6 protein-coding genes and 8 pseudogenes are annotated in these 17,332 nt (G+C 59.7%); 7 read left to right on the top strand and 7 right to left on the bottom strand.

Annotated features, from left to right (window positions below; translation table 11 throughout):
• Positions 1-171: 171 nt before the first annotated feature.
• A pseudogene (ffh, locus tag NMD14_02780) lies at positions 172-1,546 on the bottom strand (signal recognition particle protein).
• A 202-nt stretch (positions 1,547-1,748) separates the two neighbouring features.
• Between ffh and ccsA the strand changes: the two are divergent.
• The 4 genes and pseudogenes from ccsA (at position 1,749) to NMD14_02760 (ending at position 6,508) form a co-directional block, all read left to right on the top strand.
• Positions 1,749-2,537 (top strand): cytochrome c biogenesis protein CcsA, encoded by a 789-nt coding sequence (gene ccsA / locus NMD14_02775; protein ID XEI33390.1) that lies wholly within the window; start codon positions 1,749-1,751, stop codon positions 2,535-2,537.
• Between the two features lie 40 nt (positions 2,538-2,577).
• Entirely contained in the window at positions 2,578-3,858 is a 1,281-nt protein-coding gene (locus NMD14_02770; GenBank protein XEI33389.1) for a CNNM domain-containing protein, read from the top strand.
• 779 nt (positions 3,859-4,637) lie between these two features.
• Positions 4,638-4,850 (top strand): RNA chaperone/antiterminator CspA, encoded by a 213-nt coding sequence (gene cspA, locus NMD14_02765; protein ID XEI33388.1) that lies wholly within the window; start codon positions 4,638-4,640, stop codon positions 4,848-4,850.
• 302 nt (positions 4,851-5,152) lie between these two features.
• Positions 5,153-6,508 (top strand): annotated as a pseudogene (locus tag NMD14_02760) (NCS2 family permease).
• A gap of 351 nt (positions 6,509-6,859) precedes the next feature.
• Here the strand turns inward: NMD14_02760 and NMD14_02755 are convergent.
• The 3 genes and pseudogenes from NMD14_02755 to NMD14_02745 form a co-directional block, all read right to left on the bottom strand.
• On the bottom strand, positions 6,860-7,180 hold the full coding sequence (locus tag NMD14_02755; protein ID XEI33387.1) for a hypothetical protein: 321 nt from the start codon (positions 7,178-7,180) through the stop codon (positions 6,860-6,862).
• A 5-nt stretch (positions 7,181-7,185) separates the two neighbouring features.
• The gene (locus tag NMD14_02750) at positions 7,186-7,332 is read right to left on the bottom strand and encodes a hypothetical protein (GenBank protein XEI33386.1); all 147 of its coding nucleotides are present in this window, start codon (positions 7,330-7,332) and stop codon (positions 7,186-7,188) included.
• Between the two features lie 85 nt (positions 7,333-7,417).
• Positions 7,418-7,839: pseudogene (locus NMD14_02745) on the bottom strand (hypothetical protein).
• 88 nt (positions 7,840-7,927) lie between these two features.
• Between NMD14_02745 and NMD14_02740 the strand changes: the two are divergent.
• Positions 7,928-8,595: pseudogene (locus tag NMD14_02740) on the top strand (response regulator transcription factor).
• Positions 8,592-9,835, top strand: a pseudogene (locus tag NMD14_02735) (HAMP domain-containing histidine kinase). Before NMD14_02740 ends, NMD14_02735 begins: the two co-directional pseudogenes overlap by 4 nt.
• Before the next feature lie 95 nt (positions 9,836-9,930).
• On the opposite strand, the pseudogene rimK reads toward NMD14_02735, so the two are convergent.
• The 3 genes and pseudogenes from rimK to metH all read right to left on the bottom strand — a co-directional run bounded on the left by rimK (position 9,931) and on the right by metH (position 15,782).
• Positions 9,931-10,826, bottom strand: a pseudogene (gene rimK, locus NMD14_02730) (30S ribosomal protein S6--L-glutamate ligase).
• Between the two features lie 157 nt (positions 10,827-10,983).
• Positions 10,984-12,081: a Gfo/Idh/MocA family oxidoreductase gene (locus NMD14_02725; protein XEI33385.1), complete on the bottom strand. Its 1,098-nt coding sequence runs from the start codon at positions 12,079-12,081 to the stop codon at positions 10,984-10,986.
• A 7-nt stretch (positions 12,082-12,088) separates the two neighbouring features.
• Positions 12,089-15,782: pseudogene (metH, locus tag NMD14_02720) on the bottom strand (methionine synthase).
• Between the two features lie 218 nt (positions 15,783-16,000).
• On the opposite strand from metH, the pseudogene NMD14_02715 reads away from it, so the two are divergent.
• A pseudogene (locus tag NMD14_02715) lies at positions 16,001-17,277 on the top strand (sodium:proton antiporter).
• Positions 17,278-17,332 lie beyond the last annotated feature (55 nt).

Here is a 17,332-nt window from a genome sequence, read left to right as displayed (position 1 = left end):
CTCATTAACATCTAATGAACAAGGCCCGCAAACACGCGGACCCTAGCTTAAAATAAGCCGCGTAATTCTACTTGGATTCGTAATAATTGCAACCAAGCCAGCCATTTTTTGCGCAGAGCCGCAATGAAAAGGGGCCTGCAGCTGCAGACCCCCATCAACACGCGGGCCGAGTCAGAACGGGCCGCGGCCGCCACCGAAACCGGGGGCATCATGTTCTTCATCTGACTCATCATCTTGCGCATACCGCCCTTGCCGGACATTTTCTTCATCATGCGCTGCATCTCGGTGAACTGCTTGAGCAGCTTGTTCACGTCCTGCACCTGCATGCCGGAGCCTGCGGCGATACGGCGTTTGCGGGAACCCTTGATGAGATCGGGATGGGCACGCTCCTTGGGCGTCATGGAGCTGATGATGGCCTCCATCCGTACGGTGAGCTTGTCATCCATCTGATCTTTCACATTATCCGGCAAACCGGACATGCCGGGCAGCTTGTCGAGCATCCCCATCATGCCGCCCATGTTGCGCATCTGAGCCAACTGCTCGCGGAAATCTTCCAGATCGAAGCCTTTGCCGCTCTTGACCTTGCTGGCCAGCTTGGCCGCTTTCTCTTTATCGACGTTACGCTCGACCTCTTCGATAAGAGAGAGCACATCGCCCATACCGAGGATGCGGGAAGCGAGGCGATCCGGGTGGAACGGCTCCAGCGCATCGGTCTTTTCGCCCATACCGATAAACTTCACCGGCTTGCCGGTAATGTGGCGCACAGACAGCGCGGCACCACCGCGCGCATCACCGTCCGCCTTGGTGAGGATCACGCCGGTGAGCGGCAGCGCTTCGTTGAACGCCTTGGCGGTGTTGGCGGCATCCTGACCGGTCATGGCATCGACCACGAACAGGGTCTCGACCGGCTTGATGGTGGCATGCAGATCCTGGATCTCGGCCATCATCTCACTATCGACGTGCAGACGACCGGCGGTATCGACGATCACCACGTCATAGAATTTCTTGCGCGCCTGATCGATGGCAGCGGTGGCGATATCGACCGGCTTCTGGCTGGCATCGCTCGGGAAGAAGTCGACGCCGATGTCGCTGGCCAGGGTCTCCAGTTGCTTGATCGCCGCAGGGCGATAGACGTCGGCACTGACCACCAGCACCTTCTTCTTGCTGCGCTCTTTGAGCAGCTTGGCCAGTTTGCCAACCGTGGTGGTCTTACCGGCCCCTGCAGACCGGCCATCAGGATGATGGCGGGCGGCTGGGCAGCCAGGTTGAGCTGTTCGTTGGCCTCACCCATCACGGTGACCAGTTCACCGTGCACAATCTTGATGAATGCCTGACCCGGGCTCAGAGATTTTGCCACTTCCTGCCCGACTGCGCGCTCTTTGACACGCGCCACGAAATCACGCACGACTGGCAGGGCGACATCCGCCTCGAGCAGCGCCATGCGGACTTCGCGCAGGGTTTCCTTGATATTGTCTTCGGTCAGGCGACCACGGCCACTGACATTGCGCAAGGTGCGCGAGAGTCGTTCAGTCAAATTCTCAAACATGACGGATTCCGGTTCTTGGCGTAATAAATTGGGGGCATTATAACCCAGAGCGGGCGCGAGGACGATTATTCACCGCACCGTAGCAGCAGGGACCTTCTCCCTATATATGGGCAGATCGGCCGTTGCACAACTGGCGAGCACTTCTCGTGCAAGGTATACTGCCCCTCTTACCCTCAAAAGCTTATGCAACAACGACCTGGTTATGATCGTAATCTCTGTTCTGGCCCTGGCGTTTTATCTGCTGGCCATCATCGCCTCACTGCATCTGTTACTGAGCGCCAAGCCGGTGGGACAGCGCTCCCTGTTTGCCTGTATCGGATTGGCCCTGATCACCCATGCCAGCGTCCTCTGTTCAGAGGTATTGCAGAGTTCCGGCCAGAACCTGAGCATGCTCAACGTTGCCTCGCTGGTCAGCCTTATTATCAGTTGCTTCATGACTTGCGTAACTCGCCGCTTCAACGGCTGGATCCTGCTACCGGTGGTCTACAGCTTCTCGGCCCTGCTGCTGGCGGCCAGCGCCTTGATCCCGGGACACTATATCACTCATCTGGAGGCCCATCCCCAACTGTTGCTGCATATCGGCCTCGCCCTGATGGCCTACTCGGTATTGATGATCGCCTGCCTGTTTGCGTTGCAGCTTGCCTGTCTGGACAAACAACTTAAATCGAGAAAAATCAGTAACCTGCCAGCCATGCCGCCACTAATGACGGTGGAGAAACGGCTGTTCCAGCTGATCTCTGCGGGGGTGCTGCTGCTGACCCTCTCCATCGCCTCCGGCCTCTTCTTCCTCGAAGACATGTTCGCCCAAGGCAAATCCCACAAGGCGGTGCTCTCCATCCTGGCATGGTGTGTCTACGTGCTGCTGCTGTGGGGCCATCACACCTATGGCTGGCGCGGTCGCAAAGTCATCACGCTAAGTCTGATTGGCAGCGTCATCCTGACCCTTGCCTACTTTGGCAGCCGCTTCGTCAAAGAAGTGCTGTTGAGCTGACACCGATACTTTTAGCCATACCATCCAACAGGAGCCCTTTTTGGACAGCATCTCAACGAGCACATTACTGATTGTTCTCGTTATCTTGATCCTTCTTTCCGCCTTCTTCTCCAGTTCTGAAACCGGCCTGATGTCCATCAACCGCTACAAACTGCGGCATCTGGCCCAGACCAAACACAAAGCCGCACGTCGCGTCGAGCAACTGCTCGCCCGCCCCGATCGCCTGCTGGGACTGATCCTGATCGGCAACAATCTGGTCAATATCCTCGCCTCCGCCATCGCCACCATCGTCTGTATCCGGCTGTTTGGTGATCTCGGGGTCGCCATCGCCACCTTCGGCCTGACACTGGTAGTACTGGTATTCGGTGAAGTGACCCCAAAGACCCTGGCCGCCATGTTCCCGGAGAAGATCGCCTATCCCGCCTCCTGGATCCTCAAGGGGCTGATGGTGCCACTCTCACCGTTGGTCTGGCTGATCAACGGCATCACCAGCGGCCTGCTCAAGATGCTGAAGATCAACCCCAATAAGGATGACTCCCTCAACACCGAGGAGCTGCGCACCATCGTCAACGAGGCGGGCAACCTGATCCCCCAGCGTCATCAGGAGATGCTGCTGAGCATTCTGGATCTCGACAAGATGCTGGTCGAAGACATCATGGTGCCGCGCAGCGATATCTACGCCATCGACATCAACGATGACTGGAAGAGCATCCAGCGCCAGCTGGCCCACTGCGCCCACACCAAGATCCTGCTCTATCGCGACAATATCGACGATGTTGTTGGCTTTTTACACGCTCGTGATGCCCTGCGGCTGGTAGCCAAGGATCTGTTCAACAAATCGAGTCTGTTGCGGGAAGTGGACGAGATCTACTTCATTCCGGAAGGGACCCCGCTCAACGTGCAACTGGCCAAATTTCAGCGCAATAAGGAGCGGATCGGCCTGATCGTCGATGAATACGGCGACATTCAGGGCTTGATCACCCTGGACGACATTCTGGAAGAGATCGTGGGCGACTTCACCACCTCCATGACGCCAGCGCCGAGCGATGAAATCCATCCCCAGCCGGACGGCACGTTTCTGGTGGAAGGCTCAGCCAGCGTGCGCGAGCTGAACAAGGAGATGAACTGGCACCTGCCCATCGATGGCCCACGCACCCTCAACGGTCTGATACTCGAATACCTGGAGGAGATCCCCCAGCCCAACATCGGGCTTCGGCTGGCAGGTTATCCTATCGAAATTCTCGAAGTAGAGAACAACATGGTAAAAATTGCGCGGATCATGCCGGCTTCTTACCTGGCAGCTCCTGACTCACAACATTAAAAAAGGGCTGCCGAGAGCCTAATGCCAGTCAGTTAAGCATTTTTATGATTGAAAATTCAAAACTTAGAATATGGATAACAGTTCGGCAGTTAAAGCTTACTGTTCTGCTCACTTATTGAGACTCAATACGGTCCATTTTGTGCTTATGTATAACCGGTGTAGCTTCAGGTACTAGGTAAACGTCGCCATCAGCAAGATCGCGTAGGCTTCCTTCATCTTGAGCTGACGCTGATAGTAAATAACACCTTGCCGGAAGAACGAATAGGTTCGCGTCTTACTGGTATTGGAGTTGCCAAGTAAATCTTGGCCTGCTGGAGAGGGTCGGGATTATCATTGAAAAAACTGAGCGAAAAAAGCATCAACAGAAATAAAGCTATGTCTGAAATAGAGCAGAAAATCACAGCTGGAGCGCAGGGGCAAACCTGTTTATCTTGGTCAAAAGTCGTTCACGAACTTGCCTGAGTGGTTTTTGCTATACAGTTGAAATACATCATGTTTACTATAAAAAAATGAGATGTCCGGCTGTTACAAAACATTAATATCGAGATAAAGTTTGCTTTAAAAATGAGAGCGTGTTTTAATCGTTCTCGATAGTTCGGCAGTTCAGACCTGATTATGTTAGGCAGTCATTTTAGTAAAGCAGTGATTAGCATAAGCGTTATCCTCGGATAATTCTTATCAAATAATTCTCCTTCTTTAGTGCTCCCCATACGTATTGCTGACGAAAAATCACAACTTGCCATGCAAATGGCATTTCAACACTATTTAAGGAAATTATTATGTCTAACAAAATGACTGGTACCGTTAAGTTCTTCAACGCTGAGAAAGGTTTTGGTTTCATCTCCCCGGCTGACGGCAGCAAAGACGTGTTCGTACACTTCTCCGCTATCCAGTCCACCAGCTTCAAAACCCTGGACGAAGGTCAGCGCGTTGAGTTCACCATCGAGCAAGGCCAGAAAGGCCCGGCTGCTGCCAACGTAGTTGGTCTGTAATTCAAGCCTGAGCATGCTGCTGATGGCTCACGCCAACTGCTGACAGCTCTGCAAGAATTAAAAAACCCGCCTAGGCGGGTTTTTTGTTGTTCCCCGCTTTTTTCTCACTGATCTCCTCTCCCCCAACCGTGTGCTCCCAGCCTGACACGCACTCACCGCTTGAGCCCTAAAAACAACCCAAATGGAACCAAAATGTAAAATGTTGACAAAAAAGTCAGGTTATCCGCTGTATTTGCCACGAATTCTTGCTATTTTGCGCGCCACAAAAGCAAACGATTTCCTTCACACTTTCAGGATAAGTTATGGCAAAGCAAGATATGGCCGCCCAATCAGGGAACGGCGGCTTTTTGGACTCTTATTTTTCCATTTCTGCGCGCGGCAGTAGTGTGCGCCAGGAGCTGCTGGCCGGTTTGACCACCTTCCTGGCCATGGTCTACAGCATCATAGTGGTGCCGAACATGCTGGGTGCCGCCGGTTTTGAGCAGGGCCCTGTCTTCGTGGCGACCTGCTTGATCGCCGCCTTCGGCTCCCTGCTGATGGGTCTGTGGGCCAAGCTGCCGATGGCCATCGGTTGTGCCATCTCCCTCACCGCCTTTACCGCGTTCAGTCTGGTACTGGGTCAGGGACTGAGCATTCCGGTCGCGCTGGGCGCCATCTTCCTGATGGGTGTGCTGTTCACCCTGATCAGCATCACCGGCGTGCGCCAGTGGATCCTGGATAACCTCCTCCGGCATTGCCCACGGCACCGGCATAGGTATCGGCCTGTTCCTGCTGCTGATCGCCACCAACGGCGTTGGCATGGTGATCAAGAACGAAGGAGCCGGTCTGCCGGTTCAACTGGGTGAAGTGACCTCTTTCCCGGTCATCATGACGGTGCTGGGTCTGGCCGCCATCTTCGGTCTGGAGCGTCGCAAGGTGCCGGGGGTATCCTGATGGTGATTATCGCCATCTCCATCCTTGGCCTGATCTTCGACCCGAAAGTGACCTGGCAAGGCTTCTTCGCCATGCCGAGCCTGAGTGGTGAAAAAGGTTCGCTGTTAGGCAGCATGGATCTGCTGGGCGCCCTCAATCCGGTGGTCATTCCGACCGTGCTGGCGCTGGTGATGACCGCCGTGTTTGACGCCACCGGTACCATCCGTGCCGTGGCCGGTCAGGCGGGCCTCATCAACGAACGTGGCCACATCATCAGCGGCGGCAAGGCTCTGACTGCCGACTCCGTCAGCAGCATGGTCGCTGGCGTGGTGGGCGGTGCTCCGGCTGCCGTATACATCGAATCTGCCGCAGGCACCGCAGCCGGTGGCAAGACCGGCCTGACCGCGACGCTGGTCGGCGTGTTGTTCCTGCTGATGATCTTCCTCTCCCCGCTGAGCTATCTGGTACCGGCCTACGCCACCGCACCGGCCCTGATGTACGTCGGTCTGCTGATGCTGGGCAACGTCACCAAGCTGGACTTCAGCGACTCGGTCGATGCCCTCGCCGGCATGCTGTGCGCCGTCTTCATCGTACTGACCTGCAATATCGTGACCGGCATCATGCTGGGCTTCGTGGCGCTGGTCGTTGGTCGCATCTTTGCTGCCGAGTGGAAGAAGCTGAACATCGGCACCGTCATCATCGCCCTGGCGCTAGTGATCTTCTATGCCGGTGGCTGGGCCATCTAACGCTCCCGGTTAATCTGAAGGGCTCCTGCAGAGCCGCTCTTATACACAAATCCCCAAGCATCGCTTGGGGATTTTTTTAACCTTTTGCCCTCTCCGTGACCTGACTCTTTGGTCATCCCTTATCACGGCTCTAACATGCATCTCACTCCATTCGCTCAGTGGGCATTCGACCAGTCTCAACAAGCAAGAGATACGTGTCACACCTCCCCTCTCACCCGCCGATATGGAAGGAGGGAAGCGGATATCAACGAATACCGGCATGACAAGCAGCGCAACCAGCAATGCTTTGTGATCCGCTCAAAAGCATCCACGTTCAATAAACGGCAGAGCTGCGCCCCATAGCGCTGCTTTTTATTCATCTTCCGGATTGGCAATCAGGATCTCGGTCAGGCGACCCTCTTCATCCCGGCTCAGCACCAGTTTGCGGCCCGGTTGCAGGTCGGCCGGGCTGCCGTTCAGCCAGCGGGTATCTGCATCGAAGGCCAGCACACCGAGCCCCTGCAGCCGCAGAGTGCGGCCCTTGACAGCCAGCAGGGAGGCTTCGGCCCGACGCCACTGGCTGGTCGGCAAGAATCCGGCGATGGCGTCGGCTATGCCGATCCGCTCGGCGACTCCGTCGCGGCTGAGGATGGCCAGACGCATGCCGGGTCTGAGCTCATCGTTGCCTGCCACCCCGCTCAGCGCGGCGTTGCCAGCTCGAGTTCGGCGCCCTGAAACTGCAGGCGCAGGCCATCGTTGTGTTCAAGTTCCACCAGCCAGAGCTCGCCATCGGCGGCCAAGGTGCAGAGCGGCAACGCCAGCAGCAGGAGAGAAGTACGTGTCATAGCAAAAGGCCCATGGTCAAACCGTGCGAGGTTTAACTATGGACCCGGCTGTACCATTTTTCCGCCTGAGCCACACCGGCGTGGTTCAGTCATCCTCGCGACAGCGGCTCAGGCGCATGCCGTCAAACTTGCACTCCAACTCGAGCCAACGCCCTTCGAACGGCGCCAGACTGCTGTCCGAGGTGGTGTAGCCCCAGATCCGCCCCCTTCGACCGGCCCCTCCAGATCCATCTCGTCCTTGTCATCTTCGTCGAGGGCTTCGACCTTGCGCACATAGCGCACGCCGTTCTCCACCACCCCCTTCATCTCGACCCAGGTGCCGCCGAGATCATCCTCGTTGAGCCAATCCTTGAAGCGAGTCTGGTCGTCGATCACGAACGGCATGCCGTTGACCATCAACTGGCCAAGCTGCCAGGTGGTGCGGCCGGTCAGTTTGAATTCGGTCGCCTGTGCGATGCCAAGTGGCAACAAGATCAACAGCAGGAGGGCGCAGAGAGACTTCTTCATCAGGGATCCTCGGGGTTACACTGGCAAACAGGATGCCGAATCCGGTGTGAAAAGAGCGTGAAACGCTCGCCAACCAGGAGAGCAAAGCATGAAGATTTTGGTAGTGGAAGACAATCCTCAGGTGGCGGAAACCATCATGGATTATCTGGAGCTGGCCGGTCACCGCCTCGATTGTGCCTATCACGGGCAGGCGGCGCTGCAACTGCTGGAGGATCAGCGTTTCGACGTCATCATCATGGATGTGATGATGCCGCGCCTCGATGGCCTCAGCACGGTGGCTCGCCTGCGCGAGCAGGGGATTGCCACTCCCGTGCTGTTTCTCACCGCTCGCGACAGCCTGGAGGACAAGCTGGCGGGCTTCAAGGCCGGTGGCGACGACTATCTGGTCAAGCCGTTCGCCATGGAGGAGCTGGAGGTGCGGCTGCAAGCCCTCAGTCTGCGCGGCCCGCGCGGCGATGTGGGGGCCATCAGCTTTGGCGATCTGACGGTCGATGTCGCCAGCGGCCGCGCCACCCGTGCCGGTGAGCCCCTCAAGCTCGGCAAGATCCCGTCCGGATCCTCGCCCTGCTGGCCCGCCGCGCCCCCGCCATCGTCAGCCGTCAGGAGGTGCTCGACACCGTCTGGGGCGATGAGGAGCCCGACTCCGATGCCCTGCGCAGCCATATCTACGCCCTGCGCAACGCGCTGGACAAACCCTTCCCCACTCCCATGCTGGAGACCCTGCACGGTCAGGGCTACCGACTGGTGAGCGCATGAGCCTGCCGAGCCTGCGCCGCCGCCTGATCATGGCGCTCGGCGGCGCCGGGGTGGTGCTGCTGATCCTGCTCTCCGGCCTGATGCTGGTGGCAGAGGACAAGATGGAGGAGCTGAGCCTGCGCCACTGGCTGGAAGCCGAAGTGACCCGCTACAGCGATGACTGGCTGCGACTCGGCCCGGCCGCCGCAGCCCCGAGCCCCAGACAGTTCTCCAGCTACTGGACCGAGGCGGGCCGCCTGCCCAAGTGGCTGAAGCCCTACCAGACCCCCGGCTTTTTCGAGCACCAGCTGGGCAAGGAGGACAAACACTTTCTGGTGGCCCGTCACCCCTCCGGCGAGGGACTGCTCTATCTGGTGTTCAACGACGACGCCGACGACTACCTCGACCCCTACGAGGACAAGCTGCATCTGGCCACCCGGCTGATCGGGCTGACGCTGCTGCTCGCCTGCCTCGGCTTCGGCATCTGGTTGGTGCGCCATATCACCGGGCCGCTGCAACGGCTGCAACAGAGGGTCGCCCACCTCACTCCGGATCAGGCGGATTTCGAACCCGACGCCCCCTGGCAGGAGCTGCGGGATATCGAGCTGGCCCTGCTGGCCGGCAAGCAGGAGGTGAGCGCAGTGTTCGCTCGCGAGCAGGAGTTCAGCCGCTTCGCCAGCCACGAGCTGCGCACCCCCAACATGGTGATCCAGGGCTCGGCGGCCCTGCTCGGCAAGGTGACGGATCTGCCCGCACCGGCCGCCCGCGCCACCACCCGCATCCGCGCCGCCGCCGACGAGATGGCGCTGCTCACCGAGACCTTCCTGCTGCTGGGCCGCAAGGAGGCGGTGGAGCGGCCACTGCAACAGGTCACCCCGCTGATCCGTCAGGAGCTGGCCCGCCTCGCCCCACTGTTGCAGCGGGAGGCACTCGATATCCGGCTTAATCTGGACGAGAGCAGCGCAGTAAACGCCCCCTCTCCCTGCTCGCCATTGCCCTCGGCAACCTGCTGAAAAATGCCCTGAGCTATGCCGAGGGACATATCGAGATCGAGCTGTGCGGCCCGGTGCTCACTATCAGCAACCCGACGGCGGCGGCGCCGGATCAGATCCTCGGCTACGGCTGTGGCCTCACCATCATCCAGCGCATCTGCGAGAAACTCGGTTGGAAGATCGATACCCGGCTGAAGGACGGAATTTTCAGCGCCCGGCTGGCGATGATCACTGCCGAACAGTTCCCTCTCCCTTTGGGAGAGGGTTAGGGTGAGGGCGCAGTGGCACCGCCAACCCACCAGCCAGATAGCAACAAGGCGCCAGATGGCGCCCTGTTTCTATCTGACGGATGCAAGCCTGAGGCTCACTCCGCCGGTTTGTTCTTGCGGCTCGCCTTGAGTTCGAGGAACTCGATGATCTTGCCAGCCACATCCTTGCCGGAGGCGGCTTCCACCCCTTGCAGGCCGGGGGAGGAGTTGACCTCCAGCACCAGCGGGCCGCGGGCGCTACGCAGGATATCCACCCCCGCCACATCCAGCCCCATGATCTTGGCGGCCTGCACTGCGGTCGCGCGCTCTTCCGGGGTGATCTTGATCGCCTCGGCAGTGCCGCCACGGTGCAGGTTGGAGCGAAACTCCCCGGCTGGGCCTGGCGGCGCATGGCGGCAACCACCTTGCCATTGACCACCAGGCAGCGGATGTCGGCGCCGTTGGCCTCGCGGATATACTCCTGCACCAGAATGTTATTGTTGGTCTGGATAAAGGCTTCGATCACGCTTTCGGCGGCCTTCTGAGTCTCGCAGAGCACCACACCAATCCCCTGGGTTCCCTCCAGCAGTTTCACCACCAGCGGCGCCCCACCCACCATGGTGATGAGGTCGGGCACGTCGTGGGTACTGTGGGCATAGCCGGTGATGGGTAGGCCGATGCCATGGCGGGAGAGCAGCTGCATCGCCCGCAGCTTGTCGCGGGAACGGCTGATGGCCACCGAGCTGTTGAGGGCCATGGTGTTCATCATCTCGAACTGGCGCAGCACGGCGGTGCCGTAGGCGGTAATGCTGGCCCCGATCCGCGGGATCACGGCGTCATAGCTTCCCAGCTCCCCACCCTCGTAGTGAATGGAGGGGTTGTGGGAAGCGATATTCATATAGCAGCGCAGGGTGTCGAGCACCTCTACCTGATGACCGCGCGCCTGTGCCACCTCGACCAGACGGCGGGTGGAGTAGTTTTTCGGCTCACGGGATAAAATGGCAATCTTCATGGAAATGACAGACCTGATCATCGGGCTGGAGAGTATAAGGTGCCACGGAGCGCTGACAACGCCAATCCTTTCCCCTCACCATTCGGCTTTTTGCAATAACCCGCCAAAAAGAGTCAATGGGGCCCGCGTAACTGCTGTTGCAGGGTGAGCAACAGGGTCACCTCTTGCAACCGGCGTGCCGTGGCCCCACCCCAACCTTCGGCAGGCAGGGGGCCAGCAGGGTTTGCGCGATGCAGTCGCGATAGAGCGGCCCTTCATGCAGCCACCGCTGCACCTCTGCCGACAGGTGTTCGGGCCCATGCTGGGGTTGGTCGCGCTTGTCACTGCCACATGTCTCCCCGTAATAGTCCAGCCACTCCAGATTGCCACTGCGAAACAGCTCAATTCGCTCTCCATCCTTGAGATACAGCACCAGCCCCTTGCGCTCGATACCTGGCCCGGCGTACTTGTCGAGCCAGAGGGTCAGCGGAACGCCAGCAGCCTCGCCGCGCAGACAGGCACGACCTTCGGCACTCTCCAGATCGCCACGGGTAATGGGCTGACCCAATCGATCGACCACCCCCTCAGCCACCAGCGTCAGCCGGTCATCACCACCGAGGGCGACCAGCAGCTCGCGGATCATCGCCAGCAGATGGGTGCCGATATCGAGGATCACCCCGTCGGGGTGGCGCAGCACCCTTTGATCCGGCTCGCCGGTGGCGAAATTGAGGGCATAGGGACGTCCCTCTTCATCCATGCCGCAAGGTTCTTGCAAGAAACCCTCGATCGACACGACCTCCGCCAGCGTGACAGGTGCAATCGTGCCAAACAGTGGCGTATTTGGCTGAGCGTTCGTTGGAGTGCACAGCTGCCAGCTGTCATCCAGTTGCCCACGAAGTAACCGCTGAACGGCATTGCGGGCCATCCAGTGATCCAGTGCCAGCACCCGGGTAGCGATCTGTGGATCGGCCAGCAGCTGTTGTAGCCTCGCCTGCTGGGCCAGCGTCGCCACCACCGGCTTCTCCACCAAAATCAAGGGAATGGCGCTCTCCAGCGCCTGCTCCAGCACCGGCAGATGCAGCAGAGATGGGGTCGCAATCACCAGCCGATCGAGGGGCTGCGCCAGCAGCGCCTCAAGGGTCGGCAGCGATGTCACCCCCGGCAAGCTGCGGGCGGGGTCAAAACCCCACACCCTCACCTCGTCACTCAAGGCGTGCAACGCCGGTAGATAGGCGGTCTCGACAATGGTCCCCAGACCAACAAAGCCAATCTTCATAGGCTCCTCAATTGAGATTGGGCGCGAGCCAGCGCTCGGCCTCTGCCAACGTCATCCCCTTGCGGGCGGCGTAATCTTCCACCTGATCTTGCTGGATCTGCGCCACTGCGAAGTATTTGCTCTCGGGGTGGGAGAAGTACCAGCCCGACACCGCCGCCCCCGGCCACATGGCGTAGGATTCGGTGAGCTTCATGCCGATGGCACTCTCCACCTCCAGCAGTTCCCAGATACTGCCCTTCTCGGTGTGCTCCGGGCAAGCCGGATAACCGGGGGCCGGGCGGATGCCCTGATAGTTCTCGCGGATCAGCGCCTCATTGCTGAGGGCCTCATCGGGGGCATAACCCCAGTGCACCTTGCGCACCTGCTCGTGTAGATACTCGGCAAAGGCCTCGGCGAGTCGGTCGCACACCGCTTGGATCAAGATGGCGTTGTAGTCGTCGTGATCCGCCTTGTAGGCCTTGGCGATGGCCTCCTCACCGATACCGCCGGTCACCGCGAAGGCACCGATCCAGTCGGGTTTGCCGCTCTCTTTCGGCGCCACATAGTCCGCCAGACAGTAGTTGGGGAAACCCTGCTTCTCGCTCTGCTGACGCAGGTGGTGCAATACCTTGCGCACCTCGCTGCGCGACTCGTCGCGGTAGACCTCGATGCTGTCACCCACCGCGTTGGCCGGGAACAGGCCTATGATGCCGGCGCAGCGCACGCTTTGATCCTGCTCGAGTTTATCCAGCATGGCGTTGGCCTCGGCAAACAGCTTGGTCGCCTCCTCGCCGATAATCTCGTCCTCGAGGATGCGGGGGAACTTGCCCGCCAGCTCCCAGCTAAGGAAGAACGGCGTCCAGTCGATGTAGGGGCGCAGCACCGAAATGGGCACGTTTTCGAACGTCTGCACACCCGGTTCACGGGGGCGGGCGGCTCATAGCCGACCCAGTCCAGCTGATGGCGGTTGGCACGGGCGTGGGCCAGACTGACCGGCTTGGAGCGCGGCTGCTTGCGGGCGTGCTGCTCGCGGGCAATCTCGTACTCCTTGTCGATGCGGGCCACGAAGGCGGGCTTGAGCTCCGGGCTCAGCAGACTCTGGGCTACCCCGACTGCTCGGGAAGCATTCGAGACATAGACCACCGGCTCGGAGTAATTCTGCTCTATCTTGACTGCGGTATGGGCCTTGGAGGTGGTCGCGCCGCCGATCAAGAGCGGCAGCTTGAAGCCCTGGCGCTCCATCTCTTTGGCCACGTGCACCATCTCGTCCAGCGACGGGGTGATGAGGCCTGACAGGCCGATGATGTCGGCATTGACCTCCCGCGCTGTCTTGAGGATGGTCTCGCAAGAGACCATCACCCCGAGGTCGACAATCTCGTAGTTGTTACACTGCAGCACCACCCCGACGATGTTCTTGCCGATGTCGTGCACGTCCCCCTTCACGGTGGCCATCACGATTTTGCCGTTGCTGGAGCCGCCCGATTTTTCCGCCTCGATATAGGGTTGCAGATAGGCCACCGCCCGCTTCATCACCCGGGCCGACTTCACCACCTGTGGCAGGAACATCTTGCCGGCGCCGAACAGGTCGCCGACCACGTTCATGCCGTCCATCAGCGGCCCTTCGATGACGTGTAGCGGCCGCTCGGCGCCAGCGCGCGCCTCTTCGGTATCCTCTTCGATAAAGTCGGTGATCCCCTTGACCAGCGCGTGCTCCAGCCGCTTGCCCACCGGCCAGCTGCGCCACGCCTGATCCCGCGGATCCTCGGCCTGGGCACCGGCGCCGCGATACTTCTCGGCGATGGCCAGCAGCGCCTCGGTGGCGTTGTCATTAAGGTTGAGCACCACCGCCTCGACCTTCTCTTTCAGCTCGGCCGGAATGTCTTCGTAGATGGCCAGCTGACCGGCGTTGACGATCCCCATATCCATGCCGTTCTGGATGGCGTGGTAGAGGAAAACCGCGTGAATGGCTTCGCGCACCGGCTCGTTGCCGCGAAACGAAAACGAGACGTTGGAGACGCCGCCGGAGATCATGGCGTGGGGCAGGTTCTCCTTGATGTCCTTCACCGCCTCGATGAAGTCCACCGCATAGTTGTTGTGTTCATCTATGCCGGTCGCCACCGCGAAGATGTTGGGATCGAAGATGATATCTTCCGGCGGGAAACCGACCTGATCGACCAGAATGCGGTAGGCGCGCTGGCAGATCTCGAACTTGCGGGCGCGGGTATCGGCCTGCCCCGCCTCATCGAATGCCATCACGATGACAGCGGCGCCGTAGCGGCGCAGCAATTTGGCCTGCTGGATGAACTTCTCCTCCCCTCTTTCATGGAGATGGAGTTGACTACCGGCTTGCCCTGCACGCACTTGAGGCCCGCCTCCAGCACCTCCCACTTGGAGGAGTCGATCATCACCGGCACCCGGGCGATGTCCGGCTCACCGGCGATGAGGTTGAGGAAGCGCACCATGGCCGCTTCGGCGTCCAGCATCCCCTCGTCCATATTGATGTCGATGATCTGGGCGCCGCTCTCTACCTGCTGCTTGGCGACATCGAGCGCCTCGTCGTAGAGCCCCTCCTTGATCAACCGCTTGAACTTGGCCGAACCGGTGACGTTGGTGCGCTCCCCCACGTTCACGAACATGGATTCGGGGGTGATGATCAGCGGCTCGAGGCCCGACAGCCGGCAAGCGACCGGCAGCTCGGGCAACGCGCGCGGCTTGATGCCCGCCACGGCGTCGCTCATGGCGCGGATATGGGTCGGGGTGGTGCCGCAGCAGCCGCCGACCATGTTGAGAAAGCCGCTCTGGGCCCACTCGCGGATATGCTCCGCCATCTCGTCCGCATCGAGATCGTACTCGCCGAACGCGTTGGGCAGCCCGGCGTTGGGGTGAGCGCTGACGCAGGATTCGCTGATGCGCGACAGCTCCTCCACATACTGGCGCAGCTCGTCAGGCCCGAGCGCACAGTTGAGGCCGAACGACACCGGTTTGACGTGACGCAGCGAGTGGTAGAAGGCTTCGGTGGTCTGGCCGGAGAGAGTACGGCCGGAGGCATCGGTGATGGTACCGGAGATCATCACCGGCAGGCTGTAACCCAGCTCTTCGAACACCCCTTCCACCGCGAAGGCGGCCGCCTTGGCGTTGAGGGTATCGAAGATGGTCTCGATCAGGATGATGTCGGCGCCGCCCTCGATCAGGGCATGGGTCGATTCGGTATAGGCGGCCACCAGCTGGTCATAGGTGACGTTGCGCTTGCCGGGGTCGTTGACGTCCGGCGAGATGGAACAGGTGCGGTTGGTGGGGCCCAGCACCCCGGCAACGAAACGCGGCTTGTGGGGCTCTTTGGCGGTCCACTCATCGGCGACGGCGCGGGCCAAGCGGGCGGCTTCGCGGTTGATCTCGGCGGAAAGCGCTTCCATCTCGTAATCGGCCATGGCGATGCGAGTGGCGTTGAAGGTGTTGGTTTCGAGGATGTCGGCCCCGGCCGCGCAATACTGCTGGTGGATCTCGCGGATCACCGCCGGACGGGTCAGCACCAGCAGATCGTTGTTGCCCTTGATGTCGGTGTGCCAGTCGGCGAAGCGTATCCCCCGATAGTCCGCCTCACCCAGCTTGTAACCCTGGATCATGGTGCCCATGGCGCCATCGATGATCAGGATCCGCTCCCTGAGGCAGGCTTCCAGCTTCATTGTTACGTCCGACTGCGTGCTCGGCTCTCTGCCCGACATTTCGTTCGACACCGCGTGCTCCTCTTATTACGTCCATGCAACTGCGCAAACAGCATGCTAGCAGCAAATAAATAAAATGGAAATCTAGCCGTCTATCAGTCCAAACTCATCACCATATACTCACTTATAGGTAATGAGTAACATGGGGCCCGAGAGTAACCTATGCCCATCCTGCATAGGGATACGTGCTTGCTGTCTACCAACGAGAAAAAATAACTATGAGCGTCTACTACACACTCTGTTTTCTGGCCGCACTGGCGATCTTTATCGCCTTTGCCAACCAGTATGTTGTGAAGATCCAGACCACCATCGCCATTACTGCTGGCTCCATGCTAATGTCCGTGCTGATGGTGCTGTTTGGCAAACTGGGCTGGTTCAACCTGGAACCTCTTGCCGTCAAAACCATGGAGAGCATCGACTTCCAGAACTTCCTGCTGAAGGGGATCCTGGGCTTTCTGCTGTTCGCCGGTGGCCTTGGCATCAACCTCAAGGCGCTGCGCAGCCAGAAGTGGGAGATCACCATTCTGGCCATCATTGCCACCCTGCTCTCCACCTTCCTCATCGGCTACGGCTTCTGGTTTATCGCCAAGCTGCTGGGTTGGGAACTGCCGCTGGTCTACTGCATGCTGTTCGGCGCGCTGATCTCCCCACTGACCCGATTGCCGTACTGGCCATCGTCAAGAAGATGAAAGCGCCACCCCAGATCGCCATCCAGATCGAAGGGGAATCGCTGTTCAACGATGGTGTCGGCCTCGTCATCTTCGCCACCGTGTTTGCCGTCGCATTTGGCGGTGTCGAGCCCACCTTCGGCAGCGTGGCCGGTCTGTTCCTGCATGAAGCCCTCGGCGGCATCCTGTTCGGCGCCGTGCTGGGCCTCATTGCCCACGCGATGATCAGTGCCACCGACGACGGTTCGCTGGAGCTGTTGCTGACGCTCTGCATCCCGACCGCTGGCTTCGCCTTTGCCAACATGATCGGCGTCTCCGGCGCACTGGCCATGGTGGTCACCGGCATCATGATCGGCAACTGGACCCGTCAATCCGGCTTCTCCGAGCAGAGTCGTCATCACCTGGATCACTTCTGGGAGTTGATGGACCAGTTCCTCAACGCCCTGCTGTTCCTGCTGATCGGTCTGGCGATGGTACTGCTGGATCTCGCCTGGCATGACTGGGCACTGCTGGTTATCGCGGTGCCACTCTGTCTGGCTGCCCGCTTCATCAGTGTCTCGCTGCCCTATGTGGCCTTCCGCCGATTCCGCAATTACAACACCTTCTCGGTGCGGATCCTCACCTGGGGCGGTCTGCGCGGCGGTCTGGCGATGGCGATGGCACTGGCGCTCCCCTCCGGCGTCATGATGATTCCGGAGCATGGGGTCGACCTGCGTCAGGTCATCCTGGTGATGACCTACTCGGTGGTGATGTTCTCCATCGTGGTGCAAGGCATGACCATCACCCCGATGATCACGGCCGCCAAGAAGGCCTGTGGCGACTACTGAGTCGGCCCACTGTGCTGCTTGCAGAATGAGAGAGGGCTCCCGTCGGGAGCCCTCT

The organism is Aeromonas veronii, from assembly GCA_041319085.1.
Taxonomy (GTDB): domain Bacteria; phylum Pseudomonadota; class Gammaproteobacteria; order Enterobacterales; family Aeromonadaceae; genus Aeromonas; species Aeromonas veronii_F.
Note: the sequence above shows the minus strand (reverse complement) of the source record. Positions and strands in the feature narration are given on the sequence as shown.